The organism is Acinetobacter sp. NyZ410 (assembly GCF_022828975.1).
GTDB classification, from domain to species: Bacteria; Pseudomonadota; Gammaproteobacteria; order Pseudomonadales; family Moraxellaceae; genus Acinetobacter; species Acinetobacter guillouiae.
Map to the genome: position 1 here is coordinate 1,305,411 of NZ_CP094620.1, position 22,614 is coordinate 1,328,024.

Consider the following 22,614-nt stretch of genomic DNA (forward strand, 5'->3'; position numbering starts at 1 on the left):
TTCTATGAGCTTAAATAAAATGAAAATATGGTCGGGCAGAACTTTCTCTGCGGCCGCGATATTGATGGTCACTTCACCGGTATTCGCACAGGCCACTTTTTTAATCTGGCCAATCTATCCAAAAATTGAAGAAAACGAAAAAGCCACTGCGGTCTGGCTACAAAATACCGGTAACTCTGATGCCATGGTACAGATTCGGGTATTTAAATGGGATCAGAATCATCAGCAAGATGCTTATGCGGAGCAAACCGAGGTTATTCCAAGTCCACCCGTGGCGAAGATCAAGGCGGGTGAAAAGCATATGTTGCGTTTAACCCGCTCGGCTGCTGTACCTGATGCCAAAGAACTTGCCTATCGAATTATTGTGGATGAATTACCGATTAAGCTCAATCCAGAAACGGATAAAGAAACATCGACGGTCAGCTTTCAGATGCGTTATTCCATTCCCTTATTTAGCTATGGTAAAGGACTTGGCAGTGGTTTAACTGAAGTTTCACAAAAAGCCAATACGAAAAACCCCTTGGCTAAACCGATATTAAGTTGGTGGGTCAAGAAGAATGAACAGGGCAAACCCGAACTTTATATTAAAAATACTGGTTCAAAATTTTCACGGCTTGCTGGGATTAAATTAACCCCGACTTCAGAGCAAATGGCTTTTGGCAAAACCGCCTTTGGTTATGTGTTGGCAAACAGCACCATGAAGTTTGATCTAGACAACAAGTTACTTAACAGCCTAAGTGGTCAAAGCAGTTTGTATGGGGTTGACAGTTCAGGGGTGAAACAGGAATTGGTTGAGATTAAGAAAGAAGGAGGGGGAGGATAAATGCGTTATCTATCAGGGTTAAATCCCCCTTCTTTTTTATGCAAAAGCCTGACATTGATATTGGTCGCGAATATCCCATTGCTGAGTTGCAATGTCTATGCGAATGGTTTGCCCCCGCCACCACGAGATGTTTCAGAAGTGAATAGCTTATTTAAGCTTTATCTGGACTTGGTGATCAATCAATATTCGACCCGACAAGTGATACCGGTCATTGTCAAAGGGGATCATTATTTTATCCAGCAATCAAAACTGGATGAGTTACAGATTAAGCTGCCTGCGGATGTACTTCAGCAACAGTCAGAAAAAAACTTGACCGATCTGGATGTATTTACTTTAGGCTTTTCGGGCAAGGCCTTGGATTGGGTCAGCCTCAATCAGATTCCCGAATTAAAGTATGAGTACAATTCAGCACAACAGTATTTTAGCCTAGATCTACCTGCCAGCTGGATGCCTGTACAGATACGCGGCTTGGATTCTTGGTATCAACCTGAAACAGCGCAGTCGGGTATCGGTTTATTAAATAACTATGACTTTTATACTTATCGCCCAGAGAATGGCGGCTATAGCAGTACACTCTTTACAGAACAACGCTTTTTCTCCCCTTATGGGGTACTGAGAAACTCAGGAATTTATAGCAAAACTGATTTTGAGTCATCCAATCAGAACAGTGATGGTTATCGTCGCTATGATACCACTTGGCAATATGATTATCCGGTCAGTGTGATTTCATTTTTAGCGGGTGATGTGATTACAGGAAGTAAAAACGCATGGGGAAGTTCAGTGCGTTTAGGTGGATTACAGCTCCAACGTAATTTTGGTACGCGTCCAGATTTGATTACCTATCCTTTACCTCAGTTTAAAGGACAAGCGGCTTTACCCAGTACCGTAGATTTGCTGATCAATGGGCAGAAAGCCAATTCAACCGATGTGCAATCTGGTCCTTTTATTCTGAATAATGTTCCGTTTGTTAATGGTAAAGGCGAGGCGGTGATTGTCACCACAGACAGTGTTGGTCGTCAGGTGGCAACCTCAGTGCCGTTTTATATTTCGAATACTTTGCTTAAACCGGGCTTATTGGATTATTCCGTGTCTATGGGACAAATCCGCGAAGACTATGGGATTAAGAACTTTGCATATGGTAAGTTTGCCAGTTCAGCAGATGCACGTTATGGGATTAATGATTGGCTCACGGCTGAAGGACGAGTTGAACTCTCCGATTCAATTCAGTTGGCTGGATTGGGGTCAGTGCTTAAGCTGAATCAGTTTGGGGTATTAAGTGGTTCGGCAACTCAAAGTCGGGCAGATCGAGAGTTTAACCGGATCAATAGTCAAAATCTTAAGGGAAATCAATATACTTTAGGCTATAGCTATAACCAGCAGCGTTTTGGATTTAGTCTCAATCATACTCAGCGCGATCAGGATTATTATGACCTTTCGCGCTTGCAATATAGCAATTTGATCTCAGCCAACAGTCATAAAAGTTTGGTTGCCAATACTTATTTTGCCATAGATAAGTCAGGTACTTTTGGGGTGGCCTATATCCAGACCCAGAACCGCGACATTAAAAATAAACTGATGAATCTGTCTTGGGCACCGATACTCCCGTCTTATATGCGTGGTGCGACAGTGTCGTTAAGTGCTAATCGGGATTTTGTGGAAAAAGATTGGAGTGCTGCATTTCAGTTATCGGTTCCATTTTCCAAGAGCAGATCCACTGCCAGTCTAGGTTATAGCCAACAATCCACTGGCGATTATGCTTATGTCAATTATAACCGTAGTGCACCGTTGGCAGGTGGTATTGGTGTCGATTTAAGCCGACGTTTTAATGAAAACAGCGATGATTACAATCAAGCACGCATGAGCTACCGTAACCAATATTTTAATACCGATGTCGGCATGTCAGGTGCCAAAGATTACAACTATTGGTTTGGACTGTCAGGTTCGGTGGTGTTGATGTCAGGCAATGTCTTCGTTGCCAATCGACTGGGTGAATCTTTTGCTTTGATTGATACCAATAAAGTTGCAGATGTACCCGTGCATTATGAAAACAGTCTAGTGGGGCGGAGTAACGCCAAGGGCTATGTTTTTGTACCGTCAGTGACGCCTTATTACGCGGCTAAATACAGTATTAACCCGATCGATTTACCCTCTAACTTTAATGCAACCCAAGTTGAAAATCGGATCGCAGCAAAACGCGGTTCAGGTGTAGTGATTGGCTTTCCAATCAAACAGTCTTATGCGGCAAATGTGTACTTGCTACAAAGCAATGGGCAAGCGGTTCCAGTGGGTGCGGTGGTACATCGTGCCGATCAAGAATCGAGTTATGTGGGGATGGACGGGATTGCTTATCTTGAAGATCTGAGTGCAGAAAATAGCATTCGGGTGCAACTATCAGATCAGCGCATATGTGAAGCAAACTTTTCGTTGGATTTAAAACAAGCGCAACAACAGATTGCAGTAATTAAGTCAGTTGTTTGTCGTGAGGTGACTCAACCATGATTACTTTAAAAAATTTAATACCGGCAGGTCTATTATTTTCTGGGTTGATATTGCTTACCGCTCAGAGTCAAGCGGTTTGTGTTATCACCTCAAGTGGTAATGTGACGATGGGTGCGATTTCGTCTATGACATTGGCGGAGCAAGGCACGCAGTCCAATCAGTTTAGTGCGGGTTTAAGATGTGAAGGGTTTAGTTTGGCTGCTTTAAATAACACTTATCTGAAGTATCGGGTCGATCAAATGCCGGTAAGTTATAAAAATGCTGGGACTGGTGAAGTTCTTACAGTGGATTATCTGGATACCAATAATAAAGCAATAAGTCTTGGTAAAGAAGTTGATATGAGTAGCTTTACAATTATCAATTTCTTTACAGGACCTAATGGTGCATTACCATTTTATGCCAAAATTAATGCAGGGCAAAATGTCTCTCCTGGGAGATACACAGCGGACAAATCCTTTAAAGTCAAATGGTATTATTCTGTACCTGCGTTTGCATTTATAGGAGTAGGCACCTTTTTTGAAAGTCCGGGTTTTAACCGTGGTGGTCTAATTACTGCTTTCAATTGGGGCGCCGGGAGTGATGCAACATTGAATCTATATATTGACGTTTCAGCAGATTGTCGTATTTCTACCAATGCAGTTAATTTTGGAACATCACCTTTTGCAGATGTTTTTACACCAGTTCAAACCTCTCTAGGCGTACGTTGCTCAGTATTTACACCTTATCATGTCGGTTTAAATAATGGACTCTATCCACAAACTGGCAATCAACGTGCAATGAAGGCGAGCAATAGCAATAATTTTCTGCACTATGAGATTTATAAAAATGCAACGACGGAACGTTGGGGCGGTAGCGGCAATGAACGCTGGTCAAGTCTCGAGGCGACAACGAACCCGGGGCAACATAATACCAACCAACAAGGTTTTTCCTTTACGGCAAAAGTTTTGGAAACGAATTCACCAAGTCTGCCGGCTGGTAATTATTCAGACACAATAACGGTAAATGTTGAGTTTTAACGATATAAAGCCATGATAATCATTTTTATCATGGCTTTATTAAATGGTAATTTTACTGTTTATTTTTTTATTGATATTAAATAAAAACTCTCTTTAATTATGTTTTTTTATAAAAATATGCGAACCGTTTGCTTCATTTAAACCATTTATTAAAATTCATTATTATACATATACAAGTGTATTTTATTTTTTATTATGCATTTTTTATGTGAAATATCTCAAGATTAAAATAATTTAGAGGTGCTATTTAAAACACAGCTATTGGCATAATATTTGTTTTTTTTTGTGTTTTGATCATTCTTTTATTGTCTTAATTTGTGTTTTAATTTTTAATTAAAATGTGGATTTTAATAATTATTTATTATAAGGGTAGATGATTATTTCTCTATGTTTTAAATCATTTATATGTTTTATACATATTTGTTTTTCTAAAAAATACTGAATATAACTGTTATTATTTGAAGAGGGCTTATTGTGCGGACTTATGCATACTTCAGAATTGATGAATTCTCAATGGATGAATTTAATTATGCTGACTATATTCTTGGATATGGTTATGAAATACCGAAAAATAGGCTTGTATTTGAACAGGTGAAAATAGGCATACCCCTAGATTTTAGGCATAAACTTATAAATCTAATTAACTATACACTGGAAAGCGGAGATCTTTTATTAATAGATGGAATAGATTCTTTGGGAAGTGATTTCAAAGAGATATATTCGAGTGTCAATTTTATTTTTAAAAAAGGAATACGTTTAGTTTGTTTGGAATTTTCAAAGAAGGAGATTAAAGGAGATATAAAAAAGATTTTTTTTCATTTTCTAAAAATCTGTTCTGATTTCGATGGGAAGCTTCAATCGAACAGAAAGATTGGTAATAAAAATATAAACAAAGTAGGTCGGCCAGAAATTTTGAATAAAACCCAGAAAGATGAGGTTTTAGAAAAATTTAAAAATGGACAAAGTGTCTATTCTTTAGCTAAGCAGTATTCGGTTACAAGAACAGTCATTCAAAGACTACTTTCAAAATCATCAGACAATAGACTTCCTTCATAAATCATTTTTCAATCAATTTAATTGTTTATCTTTCACCCAATCTAAATTGTATATGCCAGCAAGTAAATTAAACCGCAGGTTTAATCTTTTACGACGATTTCTATATACACAAGATAAAATCTTAAAACATTTCATCCTTCCAAATACATGCTCTACTTGAATTCGTCTACGACCAATCTCTCTATTTAACTTTTTTAATTCAGAATCTAATTTTTCAGTTTTCTTTGCTTTAGATGGCATGAGGCATCCAAAACCCAATTTTTTTATCCCTAAATACCCCTTATCAACGATAAAAAAGGGCTTAAATTTTAATTTCCTCATACTTTTTTTAAATATTTTAAAATCATGCATGCTTCCATGACTTCCACATACACTCAGTATTTCACCTGTTGTATAGTGCATAGATAGCTGAAATTTAAAGGTATGTCGCTTTTTTTTACCGCTATACCATTTCTTCTGTTTTTTTTGGACGTTGAACTAATATTTCAGTTGCATCAATCACAACAACTTCCCAATCCACTTCATCTCGATTAGGAAGTTGTTTTGGCAAGTTAAATTTTCCAGAACGGATTAAGGTATCTTCAATAACACGTGTGATACGAATTGCACTCGTTTCAGATACACCGTAACTCATACCAAGATGGAAAAATGTTCGATATTCTCTCCAATATTCTATACATAAGAGCAAGCGATCTTCCAACGGTAATTTATGCGGTCGTCCTTTACCAATATGACGAGGTAAATGCTTATTTAGCTCGGCCAACATGAGGTTAAATGTAGCCCAACTAACACCGGTAAGCCTACGAAACTTAACGTCTGATAATTTTTGAATATCTTTGAATTTCATCCAAGGATTATCCCTTGAATTAAATAATTTTGCTGATTAATTTAAGATCAAATAAATTGTACGTTTTTTGATTTATGACGGAAGTCTAATGTTATTCGTGAGGATTAAATGAATATGAACGTTAAAATGAATAACAAGGCTAAAACAAGTAGATTGGTTGTGGCAAAACAACTGAGCAATCTGGATAAAATATTCGTTGTTCAACTCAAATATTATCTCAATAATAAGTCGAGAGTTATTGATGACGCCAATGAAATTGAAATTAGCTCTGTAAATGGATTGATTGATTATGAAATTCACAAAATCGAGCATGAGGAAAAGAAAATCATTTTTCTATATGGTTCTAGTCCATATGTTATAGATTTAAAAAATTAATTTTTTAATTAATCTTTTGGATATGAAAGGTTAAGTATTTTTAAGTTTGATGTTATGGTTAATCTTTTTAAATTTATTCTGATTTTTATAAAAGTAAAATAATAAAATTTAAAATACTTGCTAATAAATATTTTGGGTTTTTAAGTTTTAATTTGGAGTGATTTTATTTTAGATAAAGCCTTTTTTAGCTTAAAATATAGTATTATTTAAGGCGATAATCTATTATTTTTATAAAAGGGTTGTTTAAGTTTTACTTTAAATTTTAAATCAGTTTTATTTAATGTGGATGGTGTTGATTGGGGTGTATCTTTAAAATAGATTGAATTTATATCCGAATAATATTTTAAACATTAGAATGCTAAAAGTGTTTAAATTTAAATTATTGTGCGAAAATTTTATTTATGTTGTATTTTGTTGAAAAGGGATAAAAATCATTTTAAAAATATTGGTATTAAGCCATTTAGGTAGTATTGAAATAATGCTTAATTTATTTAAAATGGTTGGGGTAGAAGCGTGAGTAAATAAAATGGAGTTTATTAAAAAACGACACAAAATGTCGTTTAAAATAAAAAATAGGTTGGAAATATCGAGACTTTCAATTAAATTGTTTTTATAAAAACTTTATGACCACTAATAATATGGAACAACTTAACCCATCAGACTTAAAAGCTATTCTTCATTCAAAAAGAGCCAATCTCTATTATTTAGAACATGCACGGGTGATGCAAAAAGATGGCCGTGTTTTATATCTAACCGAAGCCAAAACTGAAAACCAGTATTGGAATATTCCTATTGCCAATACGACTGTGATTTTGTTGGGAACTGGAACGTCGATCACTCAAGCTGCAATGCGGATGCTCTGTAGTGCAGGTGTTTTGGTCGGTTTTTGTGGTGGTGGGGGTACACCTTTATTTTCAGGCAGTGAAGTGGAGTGGTTAACGCCACAAAGTGAATATCGTCCAACTGAATATATGCAAGGCTGGATGAGCTTTTGGTTTGATGAAAAGAAGCGTTTAGATGTGGCCAAACAATTTCAGGTTGCGCGGGTTGAATATATTCGTAAAGTTTGGGTAAAAGATCGGGATTTACAAGCAGAAGGATTCTATTTAGATGATCAGGATATTCAACAGGCTTTAAGTGGTTTTGAAAAGAAGATTCCCAATATGACCAAAGTTGGCGATTTACTTCTTGCAGAAGCGCAGACCACCAAGCAGCTTTATAAAATCGCTGCAACACGTTGTAAACTCAAATTTGAACGAAATGCTGAATATGGTGATTTAGCCAATGACTTCCTCAATCATGGTAATTATTTAGCCTATGGTTTAGCTGCAACTACACTTTGGGTCTTAGGTATTAGTCATTCATTTGCAGTCATGCATGGTAAAACTCGGCGTGGTGCTTTGGTCTTTGATATAGCTGATTTAATCAAAGATGCTGTGGTATTGCCATGGGCATTTATTTGTGCCAAAGAAGGTTTTAAGGAGCAAGACTTTAGAGCCTTATTATTACAGAAATTTACCGAGCATAAATGTCTTGATTGGATGTTTGATCAAGTGAAATTACAAGCTTGCAGAAATCATGATGAAAAGGATCAAGCATTATGATTGTAACCTTCATTTCCCAATGCGAAAAGAAAGCACTTTCTCGAACGCGTCGTGTATTGGATGCATTTGCCGACCGAATTGGTGATAACACTTGGCAAACGGTGATTACTGAAGATGGTTTAATTGCAGTTAAAAAGCTACTTAGAAAAACAGTCACAAAAAATACAGCGGTGTCTTGCCATTGGATTCGAGGGCGACGCCGAAGTGAGTTACTGTGGATTGTTGGGAATAGAAATAAGTTTAATAGTGAAGGCATAGTGCCTGTAAACACGACCAAGAAAAGCCTTGCTCAAAATAAATGGGAAAATGACTGGCATTATTTGCCTTTAATTAAAGCACTAGTGGCTGTGTCTGCCTTATTACATGATTGGGGTAAGGCAACGGTTTTATTTCAAAAAAAATTATTGGAAAAAAATAATCAGTTTAAAGGTGATCCCTTACGGCATGAGTGGATTTCATGTCTATTGTTAAATGCTTTAGTACATTCCTCGGGCAATATTGAGTCAGATGAAGCATGGCTAAAATTATTGATACAACAAAGTTGGGATGAAGAACTTCTCAAGCAAACAATTAGCAAAAACTCAGATCAATCTAAAGTTTTGGACCAACTTCCGCCTTTAGCACAATTGGTTGCATGATTGATTGTATCGCATCACCGTTTACCTGCGTTAAAAGAAGAACAACGACGCAAAGAGTATGCTGACGTTAATAAAGAAACGGTTACAAGTTTATTTAAAAGCATTAAAGCAGATTGGGGTTATCAAAATAAATTTGATGAAGATGACTATAAACAGCGATTAAAACTTTGTTTTGAGTTTGATCAAGGGTTATTAAGTCAGTCTACTGAATGGACAAAGCAAATCAAAAAATGGTCAGCACGTTTATTACAAGCATCTAATGCCACAGAACAAATTTTTGCAGATGGAAGTTGGCGGGTCATTTTACATCATGCCCGATTGTGTCTCATGTTAGGCGATCACTATTATTCATCTTGTAATGCTGATAAAAATTGGAAAACCAATTTATCATTAATTGCCAATACTGATCCAAAAACTAAACAAGCTAAACAATTTTTAGATGAGCATCTAGTTCGGGTCAGTGACAATGCTATGCGAGTTGCACAATCATTAAGTCGTTTGGCAGATGAGATGGAACCAGCTTATGATATTCAAAAATTAAAAAGGAAAAGTCCTCAAGGTTTTGAATGGCAAGACCAAGCAGTAAAGGGTATTCAGCAATTTATTCAAAAAAATGAAAGTGCTGTAAATCAAGGCTGGTTTATTGTCAACATGGCGAGTACTGGTAAAGGTAAAACTATTGCCAACGCCAAAATTATGCAAGCCTTATCTAAAGGTGCTCAATCATTACGTTATATTCTGGCTTTAGGACTACGGACATTAACTTTACAAACAGGTGATTCTTACCGCCAAGATATTGGCTTAAGTCATGATGAGCTTGCAGTTTTAATTGGCTCAAAAGCTGTTCAGGAATTGCATCATCAAAATACAAAAGAACATCATCAAGATGAATTTCATACTGTAGAAGAAATAGGTTCAGAATCATTAGAAGATTTATTAGACAATGAATTGAATTATGAATCTATGCCACAAGCAGACTTTATGAATGCATTATTTCCACAACATCAAGAGGAACGAAATAAAGCCTTTTTATATAAGCCTGTTTTAGTCTGTACAATTGACCATATTATGGCTTCTACAGAAACCAAACGTGGTGGAAAATATATTTTACCAAGTTTAAGGCTTTCTTCTTCCGATCTGGTGATTGATGAAGTCGATGATTTTAATGGTCAAGACTTAATTGCAATAGCTCGGCTTATACATTTAGCTGGAATGTTAGGTCGAAAAGTGATGATTTCTTCAGCAACGATTCCACCTGCTTTGGCTGAAGGTTTTTTTAATGCATATCAACAAGGTTGGGCCTTATATTGTGCATTTAAGAAATTAAAGAATGTAGATACTGTTACGATGTGGGTCGATGAGTTTAAAACACAAATTCAAACAATTGATTTAGCTCAGCAAAAAGAGGCAATACAACAATATAAAAATGCACATGATCGCTTTGTAGAACTTCGTGCAGCTGCTTTAAGTAAACAAATAATTAAGCACAAAGCTTATCTTGTTGATTGCTCAGATCTTGTTGCAGAAAAAGAAATCCAGCGTATAGATCAAAGTTTACAAGCTGAATATTTTAAACGGATTCAACAGAATGTTGAACATTTACACCATGACCATCACAGTATAGATGTTAAAACTGGAAAAAAAGTTTCTTTCGGTGTCATACGAGTTGCCAATATTTCCCCATGTGTTGCTTTAACTCGATCTTTACTTAAGACCGAATGGTCACAAGGTATTACGCCTCGTGTGATGGTATACCATAGCCGTCAAGTTTTATTGTTACGCAGTAAACAAGAACAACATTTAGATCATATTTTAAAACGTAAAGAAAAAGCAGGGGAACAAGCAGCTGCATTTTCAGATGAGGTGATTCGTCAACATTTAGATTCGACGACTGATGAAAATGTCATTTTTATCTTGGTTGCCACACCTGTGGAAGAGGTGGGACGAGATCATGACTTTGATTGGGCAATTGTTGAACCCTCTTCTTATCGCTCGATTATCCAATTGTCTGGACGAGTTTTACGACATCGCAAACGAGATGTAGACATTCAAAAACCAAACATTGCCTTATTGCAATATAACTTAAAAGGCTTGCACCGAGCTAAAGTTGCCTTTGAGAAACCTGGCTTTGAAGTTAATTCTGCTAAAGGAAACTTTATATTAGAAACAAAAAATTTATCAGAATTGATTGATCCTGAACATTTACAGCAGATTAATGCCATTCCAAGAATCAAAGCAAATCAGCCACTTCCATCCATAAAAAAATTGGCAGATTTAGAGCATGCTGTAATGGCAGATGCCTTAACTTCATATAACAAAGTCGGAGCAAAACCACTCAATGCTTGGTTAACACAAAAATGGTTTTTAACAGCTTTGCCTCAGCAATTTAATCCGTTTAGGCAAAGTTCAGCCAATATTCAGCTTTTCGCAATCTGGAAAAATCACAAGCTTATATTTTGTGAAAAAGATGATTTTGGGGGGTATATTGATCGAAGTGGTTTATACAAGATTCGCGAGATTGACTATTCTAAATTGAGTGAATTAGAACAACAACGATTATGGTTGAATCGAGATTATCACGACATCTTACGTCGTTTAGCACTTGATAAATTTCCTGAAAATGAAGATATTGAGGAAAAGATAGAAAGATTATCAGAGCGTTATGGGGAGATTATGCTGCCCGAATATGACGAAGATAAGCAACTTATATATTCAGAACAGTTTGGACTTGTTGTTTTAGATCAATAATTAAAGAGGGAAGCATGACAGAACATATTCATCATTTTTTAAATGAACGAAAAGATCTTTGGTTGAAAGACCGTTTAAAAAAAGCAGAAAGTGAAACTGTAATTGCAGAATTACAACGTCAAGCAGATGATAAATTTAGTTTGAAAGTGTGGTTACCTGACGCAGCAAAACGTGTTGCGCAGCTTTTTATGGTCAGTCATCCAAGTAAATTTAGTCATCCAAGCGCAAAAACGTCAAGTGTTATTGCTCAAGCGAAACAGCAGAATGATGGTTATTTACGCAGCGGAAATGTGAACTATTCATTCGATGTATTTGGCAATGCGGCTGCAATGGACGTATTTAAATTTTTATCTTTACCGCTGACAGAAAAATTTACGGTATTAGAAGGCTTTGAACAACAAGATGAAGATTTAAAAAAGCTGCTTATGGATGATAATTTAGATTTTGAGTCATTCAGCGCAGCATTTTTAAAAATAAAGGCAACAGATACATCAGTAAAAACTGATCACTTAGTGAAGCAGGTTTATTTTCCCATTGATCAGGACGAATACCATTTATTGTCGATCTTAACACCATCAGGATTGGTGACTAGATTAAAGCAAACAATAGATGAAATACGTTTTTCAGAGGCAACTAAACAAGCCAAAGAATTTCGTAAGAAAAATGAGCATCATACAGAGGGATACGCCGATATTTATGAGCTTACAGTAACTGCGTATGGCGGCACACAACCTCAAAATGTCAGTGTTTTAAATAGTCAAAATGCAGGGCGAGCTTATTTATTATCTAGTTGCCCACCAGTGCTTGAAAAAAGAGCAATTCGACTACCGAAAACAGATTTTTTTGCACAATGTTTATATCGAAAGAACTATCAGGAAAGTTTTGTTCATTTGCATAAATTTATGCAGTTGGATCTAAATAATATTGATACTCGCACTGCTATACGAAATATTATTCAGTTTGTTGTTGATCAAATATTAGTACAAGCACATAGAACTAGAGAATATTCAGTTGAAGGCTGGTCAAATCAGACTTATTACTTAAACCTACCTAAACTTCAGCGTATGTGGTTGGATAGCATTTATAGCACAGAGAGGGAAGATGATACTGATTGGCGTGATGAGTTAAGCCGAGAAATTGCGCGCTGGATAGTACGAAGCTATGAAAAACTGATTAGTGATGCCTATACCTTGGGGACTGCTGAGTTGCTTGATGTAAAACTACGGGTTGAAAAGTCGGTGCAACAAGCAAAGGAGTATTTTTAATGCGTCATTTTTTATTGATTCCTCATTTAAAGCTTCACAATGCCAATGCAATGAGTAGTCCTTATACCATTGGATTTCCAGCGATGACGGCTTGGCTGGGCGCAGTTCATGCCTTGCAGCGTAAGTTAAAAAGTAAAAACTATGACATTTCTTTAAACAAATTGGCAGTGAGTTGTCATGACTTTAATTTGCAAACCTATAAAGGGCGAGGAGATTTTGTTCATTCGATCGTGGCTACAGCGAATCCTTTAGATAAAGATGGTAGTAGACCAGCTTTTATTGAAGAAGCACGTTGTCATTTGGAGGTGTCTCTTTTAATTGAATGTCAAAATATAGATCCAGATGAAAAAGAACAATTTTTAGAGGATGTTTATAAGCTTATTTGTAGTATGAAGTTTGCCAGTGGAGATGTTTTAGATGTTAAAAACTGCCAAATACTGCAATTTGATGAAGATGAACATCAGGATCGGGAATTAAAGCCAATTTTAAATAAATTGATGCTTGGACATGTGCTGATTGAGCGTCGAGATTTAGTGATCGAAAGTATGAATGAAGGTAAAAATGCTTTGGATGCTATTTTAGATTATTTAAAAGTCACACACAGTTCTGAGATTGATGATGACGATAAAGTGATATGGGCATCAAAACGAAAAATACAGGGGTGGTTAGTTCCAATTGCCGTAGGCTTTCAGGGGATTTCTGATTTGGGGCAGGCGAAAAATCAACGTGATGCCAGTACACCGCATCGTTTTGCTGAAAGTGTTCTTACATTAGGCGAATTTGTAATGCCTTATCGTATAGAACATATTGATCAACTGTTATGGCAATATCATGTTGATTTAGAAAATAATTTATATCTTTGCCAAAACATCACAACAAACTAATTTGATACTAAAAAGAGGAAAAACTCATGGCTAAAAATGAAAAAGCGGTTGCAAGTGTACTCGCGTTTGAAAAAAAACTTGTTCCATCTGATGGTTATCTCTATGGTACGAGTTGGGAGAAACGCACTGAACAAACAGCATTAAAACTAATCGAAAAATCAGTGCGAGGGACAATTTCAAATCGCTTAAAACCCGCTGTAGCAAGTGATCCATTAAAATTAAATGCAGAAGTTGAAAAGGCAAATTTACAAAAAGTAGATGCATGTGCTTTAGGTGAAAATCAAGATACTCTAAAAGTTTCATTCACACTTAAAGTTTTAGGTGGTGTTGAAAATCCATCTGCTTGTAATAACGAAAGTTTTTTAAATTCATATCAAGCTGCTGCTAAAAATTATATTGAGCAATATGGCTTTAACGAGCTCGCTAAACGTTATGCATTAAATATAGCAAATGCGCGTTTTTTATGGCGTAACCGTGTAGGTGCTGAAAAGGTTGAAGTCGTTGTAACGATTAATGATCAATCTGCGATTACATTTAATGCATTAGCATATCGATTAAATGATTTTGATCAAGCGGATGAAAAAGTACAAGCTTTAGCAGATCAGATTGCACAGGCATTAAAAGGTGAAACACCTTATTTATTGATTAAAGTTGATGCTTATGCATTGGTGGGTAAAGCTCAGGAAGTTTATCCAAGTGAAGAGTTAGTACTAGATAAAGGTAAGGGAGACAAAAGTAAAATTCTTTATCAGGTTAATGATGTTGCAGCAATGCATTCTCAAAAAATAGGGAATGCATTACGTACTATTGATACGTGGTACCCTGAATTTGATGAGAAAAAAACGGCAATTGCAATTGAACCATATGGAGCCGTAACCAATCTTGGAAAAGCCTACCGTACACCAAAAGACAAAAAAGACTTTTTTACCTTATTCGATAAATATGCTTTAGGTGAATCTTTAGAGAATACAGAGCAAGAACATTATGTTATGGCTGTTTTAGTTCGTGGTGGTGTATTTGGTCAAAGTGCTAAGGACTAATAATGAAATGTTATCAAGAAATCACACTGATTGATCAGGCTGAGATTTCGCCATATTTTCTTTGGTCAAAAATCTATACCCAGCTGCATATCGCTTTTGCTGAACAGACGGATGAGCAGCAAAAGATCCCTTTCGGTGTATCTTTTCCTCAATATGTTTACGAGAAGATAGAAGGCAAGAAATCTCGTATTGGTATTGGTAAAAAAATACGCATATTTGCCCAATCAGAAGCAGCACTGGAAACGTTGAATATAAGAAAATGGTTAGATCGGTTTCCTGATTATGTGCATATCACAGGTGTGCGGCCCGTTCCTGAAAAAGTAACGGGTTACGCAGTTTATAAACGTAAACAAGTTAAAACCAACGCTGAGCGTTTGGCTCGCCATCGAGTGAAAAGAGGAGATATTGGCTTTGAAGAAGCATTGAGCCGTTATCTTCAAGTAGTGACAACAACTGATTTACCTTATGTACAGATGCTAAGTTTAAGCACATCGAATGAACAAAATAAAAAGCATTTTAAGCTATTTATAGAAAAGCAAATCACTGAAAAATCTGAAACTCAGGTTTTTAGTACGTATGGGTTAAGTTCTGTGTCTACAGTACCCGAATTTTAACCCAATATTTTTTCACTCTTTAACAGTTTAATAAAATCAATAAGTTATGATTGTGGGTTGAAACTTTGGTCTTTTATAGGTTTTTAGTCTTAACTCACTGTTATAACTTTATTTTTTGTTTTAAAATTATAGTTCACTGCCGAGTAGGCAGCTTAGAAAAATACACCAAAAACTGAACCTCCAGCACAACAGTTCACTGCCGAGTAGGCAGCTTAGAAATATGTTCGTTGGTTGCTTACTCTTGAAAACCTGTTCACTGCCGAGTAGGCAGCTTAGAAAAATAGTAGTTCGATCATGATGATCCTCCACCAGTTCACTGCCGAGTAGGCAGCTTAGAAAAACACAGATAAAGAAGATCGTCAAACCAATGAGTTCACTGCCGAGTAGGCAGCTTAGAAAATGATGTCACGGCATGACGCATCAGTTTTGACGTTCACTGCCGAGTAGGCAGCTTAGAAATAGCAAACTTATTTATTCCCCACCCTCATTTAGTTCACTGCCGAGTAGGCAGCTTAGAAAAATGGATTGACCGTAGCACCAGCGGCAAATGCGTTCACTGCCGAGTAGGCAGCTTAGAAAAGAAGAAGACGCCCCGATGTGGGCGCGAGACGGTTCACTGCCGAGTAGGCAGCTTAGAAATAGCAAAGACTGCTACGAATCAATGATGTCATGTTCACTGCCGAGTAGGCAGCTTAGAAATAATACGGGCGAATCTCGCCCCTATTATGTGCGTTCACTGCCGAGTAGGCAGCTTAGAAAGTCGCAACGTATACGTAGTGCAGGAAGCGTTAGTTCACTGCCGAGTAGGCAGCTTAGAAACAGACATCATGAACGCCGTTCACATCGCGACTGTTCACTGCCGAGTAGGCAGCTTAGAAATAGTATAAAGATTGCTATTAGGTTGATCATGAGTTCACTGCCGAGTAGGCAGCTTAGAAATGTTTTTATTCGTGGTGGTGATGATGAATATGGTTCACTGCCGAGTAGGCAGCTTAGAAAAACCAATAATTAATCACGGCACTGTTTACGCATGTTCACTGCCGAGTAGGCAGCTTAGAAACGGCCGCCGCGATTGATCTTGTATGTTACTGGGTTCACTGCCGAGTAGGCAGCTTAGAAATGGCCGCCCACGATTCGGGCTACCCCGCCAGTGTTCACTGCCGAGTAGGCAGCTTAGAAATTTTCCTGATCGGGTTGGAGCAGCTAAAAGGAGTTCACTGCCGAGTAGGCAGCTTAGAAAATTAAAACAATTTCATTTTCGTACCCCATTTCGTTCACTGCCGAGTAGGCAGCTTAGAAAAGTGAATCCCCCAAAAGGCGGAGCAAGCTCAAGTTCACTGCCGAGTGGGCAGTTTAGAAAAGTTGCATAACCTTCAGCTATACACAAAATATGTTCACTGCCGAGTAGGCAGCTTAGAAATGGCCGCCCACGATTCGGGCTACCCCGCCAGTGTTCACTGCCGAGTAGGCAGCTTAGAAATTTTCCTGATCGGGTTGGAGCAGCTAAAAGGAGTTCACTGCCGAGTAGGCAGCTTAGAAAATTAAAACAATTTCATTTTCGTACCCCATTTCGTTCACTGCCGAGTAGGCAGCTTAGAAAAGTGAATCCCCCAAAAGGCGGAGCAAGCTCAAGTTCACTGCCGAGTGGGCAGTTTAGAAAAGTTGCATAACCTTCAGCTATACACAAAATATGTTCACTGCCGAGCAGGCAGCTTAGAAATGAAACATAGATGTCATACCCAGAAGGGGTATGTTCACTGCCGAGTAGGCAGCTTAGAAACCAGATTTGATGCTTTTTAGGTTTTACATGGAGTTCACTGCCACATAGGCAGCTTAGAAATTGCGCCTTATTCACAATATGATCACATTCAAGTTCACTGCCACATAGGCAGCTTAGAAAATTCGCGGCTTTTCAGGATCATCACCCGCATTGTTCACTGCCACATAGGCAGCTTAGAAATAAATTCACACCATTGAATGGTACAGCGGGGCGTTTACTGCTACATAGGCAGCTTAGAAATATCGAGTCAATCCCGATTCAGGGTTGGAAGAGTTCACTGCCGAATAGGCAGCTTAGGAATGTGCAAGAATTCTATAAACCGAAATATATTGGTTCACTGTAGCGTAGGTATGGGTAGGATGTTTAGTCAGTTGAAAAGATGATTTTGATATTAAAGAAATACATTACAGGTTGAACTTTATTTTTGCTTATTTTATATTTAGATAAATTGAACAATATTTGTTCTATTTATCTAAGGAGAGGTTAAAAAATGTCTAATAAATCGACGCATGTTGTGTCAAATCCAAAAGGTGGTTGGGATATTAAACAAAGTGGAGGAGAAAGATCATCTGGTCATTTTGATACAAAACAAGATGCGATTGATCGTGCTAGGACTATTAGTGAGAATCAACAAACTGAGTTAGTTATTCATAATAAAGATGGAAAAATTTCACAGAAGGATAGTCATGGAAAAGATCCATTTCCCCCTAAAGGATAATAGTACTTTCTACTAAATTAGTAGCTTAGAAATATAAAGTATTCCTTTATAGGTTTGTTTACTGCCATATAGGCAGCTTAGAAAATAAAGATTGGCAGCAACAAAAAATCTTGTTTAGTTGATTGTGGAAAGGTTTGGGATTGCAGGTTGGTTAGAAATATTTTTTAAAATAACTTTGGGGTTATTGAATTAATATAACTCTGGGGTTATATTTTACTCATCAAGACAGATGGAGTTGAAATGAAAAGTCTGGAATTGATTAAGATGATTGAAGCAGACGGTTGGTATGAGGTTAGGGGTAAAGGTAGTCACCACCATTTTAAACACCCCACCAAAGAAGGTCTGGTCACAGTACCTCACCCTAAAAAAGATTTACCAACTGGAACTGTTAAAAGCATTTTAAAGCAAGCAGGTCTTGAGTGACCCACTGCATCCAAACTTCATTTTCTCCAAAAGAGGTGAGTATGTTATATCCAATTGCAGTAGAAAAAGGCTCGAATGATGAAGCCTATGGCGTGATTGTTCCTGATATTCAGGGATGTTTCTCTGCGGGAGATACTTTTGAAGAAGCATTAAGTAATGCGAAAGAAGCAATTGCAGATCATTTGGAGATTCTTGCAGAAGATGGCAAAAATATTCCTTTGGCATCAGAAGTAAGTAAATTTCTTAACGATGAAGAATTTAAAGGCTTTATCTGGGCAGTTGTAGAAGTTGATGTGAATCGTTATTTAGGTAAGGCTGAAAAAATTAATGTCACCTTACCAAGTCGCTTGATTTATCTCATAGATGATAAAGTGGGTAAAGATAAGCAGTATAAATCCCGTTCTGCATTTTTAGCAGCTGGTGCCGAAAAAATATTGCAAGCTTCATCCTAGCTAACCAAAGAAGCCCACTCAATTGAGTGGGCTTCTGAATATTTAAAGAAAAGTGAATGAGTATTAAAACCAAGGCTTTACAAGGTATAAGATTTTTGAAAGATCTCAGTTTACTGTCGAACAGGCAGCTTAGAAAATGGCATCAAAACGCGGATTTAGTCGTGATTTGTTCATTGCCGAGCAGGCAGCTTAGAAAATCAAACATCGTGGCATTAACTGAACCACCACGTTCACTGCCACATAGGCAGCTTAGAAAGTCTATATACTTCGGCTCATAAAATTCTTGAAGTTCACTGCCGCATAGGCAGCTTAGAAAAGTACAGCCGTACATAGAACAGTATTTTTTATGTTCACTGCCGAGTAGGCAGCTTAGAAAAAACACGAATACCCCTAGTCACGGTTCAATTAGTTCACTGCCGAGTAGGCAGCTTAGAAATGAAGGGTTTGTTTTGGTGCCGAAAGTATTACGTTCACTGCCGAGTAGGCAGCTTAGAAATGTTTTTATTCGTGGTGGTGATGATGAATATGGTTTACTGCCGCCTAGGCAGCTTAGAAAAATTGAAAATAACAGTGCAACCCCTGACGAAAGTTCACTGCCGAGTAGGCAGCTTAGAAAGACGTAATTCTATATGTGATGACAAATCCACCGTTCACTGCCGCATAGGCAGCTTAGAAAATATTAAAGTATGGTAATTTGTGCTATCAATAGTTCACTGCCGAGCAGGCAGCTTAGAAACATAAATGTCGCTATTGCAATCGTTCTCAGTGGTTCACTGCCGAGCAGGCAGCTTAGAAAAGAATGGAAAATGGCATGTCAGCGCTACCGCTGTCCACTGCCGAGCAGGCAGCTTAGAAAAGCGTAAGCCGCGATCATGTCTATGTTTTAGTGTTCACTGCCGAGCAGGCAGCTTAGAAAAGGTTCCCGCGAAGCCTTGATCATTGCCAATCGTTCACTGCCGAGCAGGCAGCTTAGAAATTAAGGCTATTTCAGGCGTTCATGATGTCTATGTTCACTGCCGAGTAGGCAGCTTAGAAATTTAAAGTCAAGCGGACTGGTTAACTCAAACTGTTCACTGCCACATAGGCAGCTTAGAAAAGGGAGAACCAAATAATGAGTAATTGGCTATCGTTCACTGCCATATAGGCAGCTTAGAAATTTGGCATTCATTCACTTTTTTAAGAGTTTAAGTTCACTGCCATATAGGCAGCTTAGAAAAAGCCCGTGTTTTTGGCAAAGTCACAACCTTAGTTCACTGCCACATAGGCAGCTTAGAAATAATGGTGGTTATGTCATTTTGCAAGACATGGGTTCACTGCCACATAGGCAGCTTAGAAATCTTTTTTCTGATCCGAAATTGATGTTTTTTTGTTCACTGCCGCATAGGTAGCTTAGAAAATGCAAAAATTGCACTAATGGAACGCCAAGAAGTTCACTGCCACATAGGCAGCTTAGAAATTTGACTTAGAATGGTTCGCCATGAGCTCACTGTTCACTGCCACATAGGCAGCTTAGAAACAGTCAAGACCTACAATATTGTTTTCTACTGGATTCACTGTCGAGTAGGCAGCTTAGAAATTTAATCAGTGTGCCATCTTCTCGACGATCCAGTTCACTGCTACATAGGCAGCTTAGAAAACAATAAAATTACTTCCAACATTCGCAATAGTGTTCACTGCCGAGTAGGCAGCTTAGAAATGTAGACGGTTTCTACCACCACAGTCGTGCTAGTCCACTGCCATATAGGCAGCTTAAAAGAAGCCAACACAACACATATTAATATGTTAACTATTTCACATTTTAATTGGAAAAAATATTTATATGATTTTTAACATTAAAAAAGTTGAATATTGTATATAAAAATAAAAATATTCATTCCTTAAACTCATATATAAACATCATCATTGGGCATCTTAACTGGGCGATTTGTCAAACATTGGTCAGTGGGAATTCTAAATTTAAGCGAAATATCAATCAGTAACATAGTCGTTAAAGCATTGCTGCTACTTGGTCTTTGGACGTTGTAAGGGGGCGAGGGTGAGTTGTGATATCGTTGTTTTTTGCCTGAATTTCGAAGCACACACAGCGAATTTCAAAGCAAATTTTCTTAATCAAATGACATAAAACGATGATTTATACTCATGTGACTAATTTAAAATTTACGCTGAAATAACGTGAATTTTGTTTTTATGTAAAAAATTTACAAAAAAAAATACTTTAAATAAAACTGAAATATGAATGTAATAAATATTTAATATATTGAAATTTATAATAAAAATATTTTTCTCAAAAAATACAAATTTATATACACTTGTATCTATTTCATACACAAAGTGTGACTTTGTTTACATTTTTATCTCAGTGTGCATAATACCCATCGATCTAAACGAATCATTTTTTTGTCTGTATAGGATACTTGGTATGAAAAATACTTTTTTAGCAGCATCAGTTTCAATTTTAGCAATGTCTAGTGCTTTTGCAGCAGACGGCACAATCACAATCAATGGTCTAGTAACTGACAAAACTTGTGATATCGTAACTCCACAAGGTAAAGATTTCACAGTAACGCTTCCTACAGTATCTAAGCAAACTCTTGCTAAAACTGGTGATATCGCGGGCCGTACGCCATTCACAATCAACTTGGCTAACTGCTCTGAAGGCAAAGTTGCAACTTATTTTGAACCAGGTTCAACAGTTGATTTTGGTACTGGTCGTTTAAATAACACAGATGCAACTGGCGCGAAAAACGTTCAAGTTCAATTGTTAGGTTCAAATAACCAATTCATTCCTGTACTTGCTGCGGGTGCTTCTGGCGCGCAAACTAACTCTCAATGGGTAGATGTTGCGGACAAAGGTGCAGCTGATCTTAATTACTATGCTGAATATTATGCAACTGATGCATCTGCTGCTGGTAAAGTAACAACGTCTGTTCAATATACTATTATCTATCAATAATTTTTTATTGAATGGTACGGAGCTAGGTTGTCTAGCAACCTAGCTCTTTTACTTTATTTTAGATATAGAGATAATCGTTATGTTCTTGAATCATTCCTTTCTTAAAAAAGGTTTACTCGCATTTTTAATTCCGTTTGGTGCAGCGAATGCTGAAATCATCATTCATGGTACTCGTGTTATCTATCCATCTGATGCACGTGAAATTACTTTACAGGTAAGTAATAACGGAAATAATCCTGCATTGGTTCAAGCATGGATTGATGAGGGAGATGCGAAATCTACGCCAGATCAATCGAAAGCGCCTTTTATGATTACACCGCCTATATCGCGTGTGGAAGCAAAAAAAGGGCAGTCTTTACGTATTACCAGTTTGCCAAATGCAAATGAGTTAAGTAAAACTCAAGAAACGCTCTTTTGGTTAAATATTCTTGATATCCCACCAAAACCTTCTGCGAAAGATCAGAATGTTGTACCAGATAACTTTTTACAACTTGCGATTCGATCGCGTATTAAGTTTTTTTATCGCCCAGCTGGACTTAAAGAAGATGTCGCTTTGGCACCTGAAAAATTACAGTGGAGCAATAACGGTACTCAGTTAACCGTAAAAAACCCAACACCATTTCATATTACCTTGACTTCTATTATGCAAGATCAATCAGGCAAACGCGTTGATTTGATTTCACAAGGTTTAATGTTGAAACCATTTTCTGATGGAACGGTGAGTTTAAAAAATTCCAATGTCGCTAAGATGACCTTTACCACAATCAATGATTATGGTGGTCGTGTAGAGCGAAATATTAAATTTTAATAGATTGAACAAGCCTTTAAATTTCTTCAATGCAAGAAATTTAAAGCACCTTCGCAATGATGATTTAATCA

At 37.2% G+C, this 22,614-nt stretch carries 17 protein-coding genes, 2 pseudogenes and 1 CRISPR repeat array; of the genes and pseudogenes, 17 read left to right on the forward strand and 2 right to left on the reverse strand.

Features of this window, described 5'->3' with window-relative positions; genetic code table 11:
* The first annotated feature begins 19 nt into the window (after nucleotides 1-19).
* From MTO68_RS06120 to MTO68_RS06135, 4 genes are all read left to right on the forward strand, one after another.
* Nucleotides 20-823, forward strand: coding sequence for a fimbria/pilus periplasmic chaperone (locus tag MTO68_RS06120; protein ID WP_244015954.1), 804 nt, complete (start codon nucleotides 20-22; stop codon nucleotides 821-823).
* Nucleotides 824-3,322 carry a fimbria/pilus outer membrane usher protein gene (locus MTO68_RS06125; protein ID WP_244015370.1) on the forward strand — a complete coding sequence of 833 codons (2,499 nt, stop codon included), beginning with the start codon at nucleotides 824-826 and terminating at the stop codon, nucleotides 3,320-3,322.
* The gene (locus MTO68_RS06130; protein ID WP_244015371.1) at nucleotides 3,319-4,338 is read left to right on the forward strand and encodes a spore coat U domain-containing protein; all 1,020 of its coding nucleotides are present in this window, start codon (nucleotides 3,319-3,321) and stop codon (nucleotides 4,336-4,338) included. The genes MTO68_RS06125 and MTO68_RS06130 overlap by 4 nt, the downstream gene beginning before the upstream one ends.
* 474 nt (nucleotides 4,339-4,812) lie before the next feature.
* Nucleotides 4,813-5,394 carry a recombinase family protein gene (locus MTO68_RS06135; protein WP_244015372.1) on the forward strand — a complete coding sequence of 194 codons (582 nt, stop codon included), beginning with the start codon at nucleotides 4,813-4,815 and terminating at the stop codon, nucleotides 5,392-5,394.
* 12 nt (nucleotides 5,395-5,406) lie between these two features.
* On the opposite strand, the pseudogene MTO68_RS06140 reads toward MTO68_RS06135, so the two are convergent.
* Nucleotides 5,407-5,799, reverse strand: a pseudogene (locus MTO68_RS06140) (transposase family protein); the annotation flags it as partial.
* 37 nt (nucleotides 5,800-5,836) lie between these two features.
* Complete coding sequence (locus MTO68_RS06145; RefSeq protein ID WP_008942454.1) at nucleotides 5,837-6,241, reverse strand: transposase family protein; 405 nt, start codon at nucleotides 6,239-6,241, stop codon at nucleotides 5,837-5,839.
* A 114-nt stretch (nucleotides 6,242-6,355) separates the two neighbouring features.
* Here MTO68_RS06145 and MTO68_RS06150 point away from each other — a divergent pair, with 114 nt between their 5' ends.
* The 13 genes and pseudogenes from MTO68_RS06150 to MTO68_RS06210 all read left to right on the forward strand — a co-directional run bounded on the left by MTO68_RS06150 (nucleotide 6,356) and on the right by MTO68_RS06210 (nucleotide 22,543).
* The gene (locus MTO68_RS06150) at nucleotides 6,356-6,616 is read left to right on the forward strand and encodes a hypothetical protein (RefSeq protein WP_244015373.1); all 261 of its coding nucleotides are present in this window, start codon (nucleotides 6,356-6,358) and stop codon (nucleotides 6,614-6,616) included.
* Between the two features lie 638 nt (nucleotides 6,617-7,254).
* Nucleotides 7,255-8,220, forward strand: coding sequence for a type I-F CRISPR-associated endonuclease Cas1f (gene cas1f, locus MTO68_RS06155; protein ID WP_244015955.1), 966 nt, complete (start codon nucleotides 7,255-7,257; stop codon nucleotides 8,218-8,220).
* Nucleotides 8,217-11,606 (forward strand): annotated as a pseudogene (cas3f, locus tag MTO68_RS06160) (type I-F CRISPR-associated helicase Cas3f). The gene cas1f and the pseudogene cas3f overlap by 4 nt, the downstream one beginning before the upstream one ends.
* 14 nt (nucleotides 11,607-11,620) lie before the next feature.
* Complete coding sequence (csy1, locus tag MTO68_RS06165; protein ID WP_244015374.1) at nucleotides 11,621-12,871, forward strand: type I-F CRISPR-associated protein Csy1; 1,251 nt, start codon at nucleotides 11,621-11,623, stop codon at nucleotides 12,869-12,871.
* On the forward strand, nucleotides 12,871-13,755 hold the full coding sequence (gene csy2, locus MTO68_RS06170) for a type I-F CRISPR-associated protein Csy2 (protein ID WP_244015375.1): 885 nt from the start codon (nucleotides 12,871-12,873) through the stop codon (nucleotides 13,753-13,755). The genes csy1 and csy2 overlap by 1 nt, the downstream gene beginning before the upstream one ends.
* A 26-nt stretch (nucleotides 13,756-13,781) precedes the next feature.
* Nucleotides 13,782-14,795 (forward strand): type I-F CRISPR-associated protein Csy3, encoded by a 1,014-nt coding sequence (gene csy3 / locus MTO68_RS06175; protein WP_244015376.1) that lies wholly within the window; start codon nucleotides 13,782-13,784, stop codon nucleotides 14,793-14,795.
* 2 nt (nucleotides 14,796-14,797) lie between these two features.
* Entirely contained in the window at nucleotides 14,798-15,409 is a 612-nt protein-coding gene (cas6f, locus tag MTO68_RS06180; protein ID WP_244015377.1) for a type I-F CRISPR-associated endoribonuclease Cas6/Csy4, read from the forward strand.
* Between the two features lie 131 nt (nucleotides 15,410-15,540).
* Nucleotides 15,541-17,489: direct repeats of the CRISPR family, unit length 28 nt; unit sequence GTTCACTGCCGAGTAGGCAGCTTAGAAA.
* 190 nt (nucleotides 17,490-17,679) lie between these two features.
* Complete coding sequence (locus tag MTO68_RS06185) at nucleotides 17,680-17,907, forward strand: DUF2188 domain-containing protein (protein WP_244015378.1); 228 nt, start codon at nucleotides 17,680-17,682, stop codon at nucleotides 17,905-17,907.
* Between the two features lie 240 nt (nucleotides 17,908-18,147).
* Entirely contained in the window at nucleotides 18,148-18,330 is a 183-nt protein-coding gene (locus MTO68_RS06190; RefSeq protein ID WP_244015379.1) for a type II toxin-antitoxin system HicA family toxin, read from the forward strand.
* Between the two features lie 41 nt (nucleotides 18,331-18,371).
* The gene (locus tag MTO68_RS06195; RefSeq protein WP_034614020.1) at nucleotides 18,372-18,782 is read left to right on the forward strand and encodes a type II toxin-antitoxin system HicB family antitoxin; all 411 of its coding nucleotides are present in this window, start codon (nucleotides 18,372-18,374) and stop codon (nucleotides 18,780-18,782) included.
* A gap of 452 nt (nucleotides 18,783-19,234) precedes the next feature.
* Entirely contained in the window at nucleotides 19,235-19,405 is a 171-nt protein-coding gene (locus tag MTO68_RS06200; RefSeq protein ID WP_244015380.1) for a hypothetical protein, read from the forward strand.
* Between the two features lie 1,796 nt (nucleotides 19,406-21,201).
* Complete coding sequence (locus MTO68_RS06205) at nucleotides 21,202-21,735, forward strand: fimbrial protein (protein ID WP_004819818.1); 534 nt, start codon at nucleotides 21,202-21,204, stop codon at nucleotides 21,733-21,735.
* 79 nt (nucleotides 21,736-21,814) lie between these two features.
* Nucleotides 21,815-22,543, forward strand: coding sequence for a fimbria/pilus periplasmic chaperone (locus MTO68_RS06210; RefSeq protein ID WP_004722241.1), 729 nt, complete (start codon nucleotides 21,815-21,817; stop codon nucleotides 22,541-22,543).
* Nucleotides 22,544-22,614 lie beyond the last annotated feature (71 nt).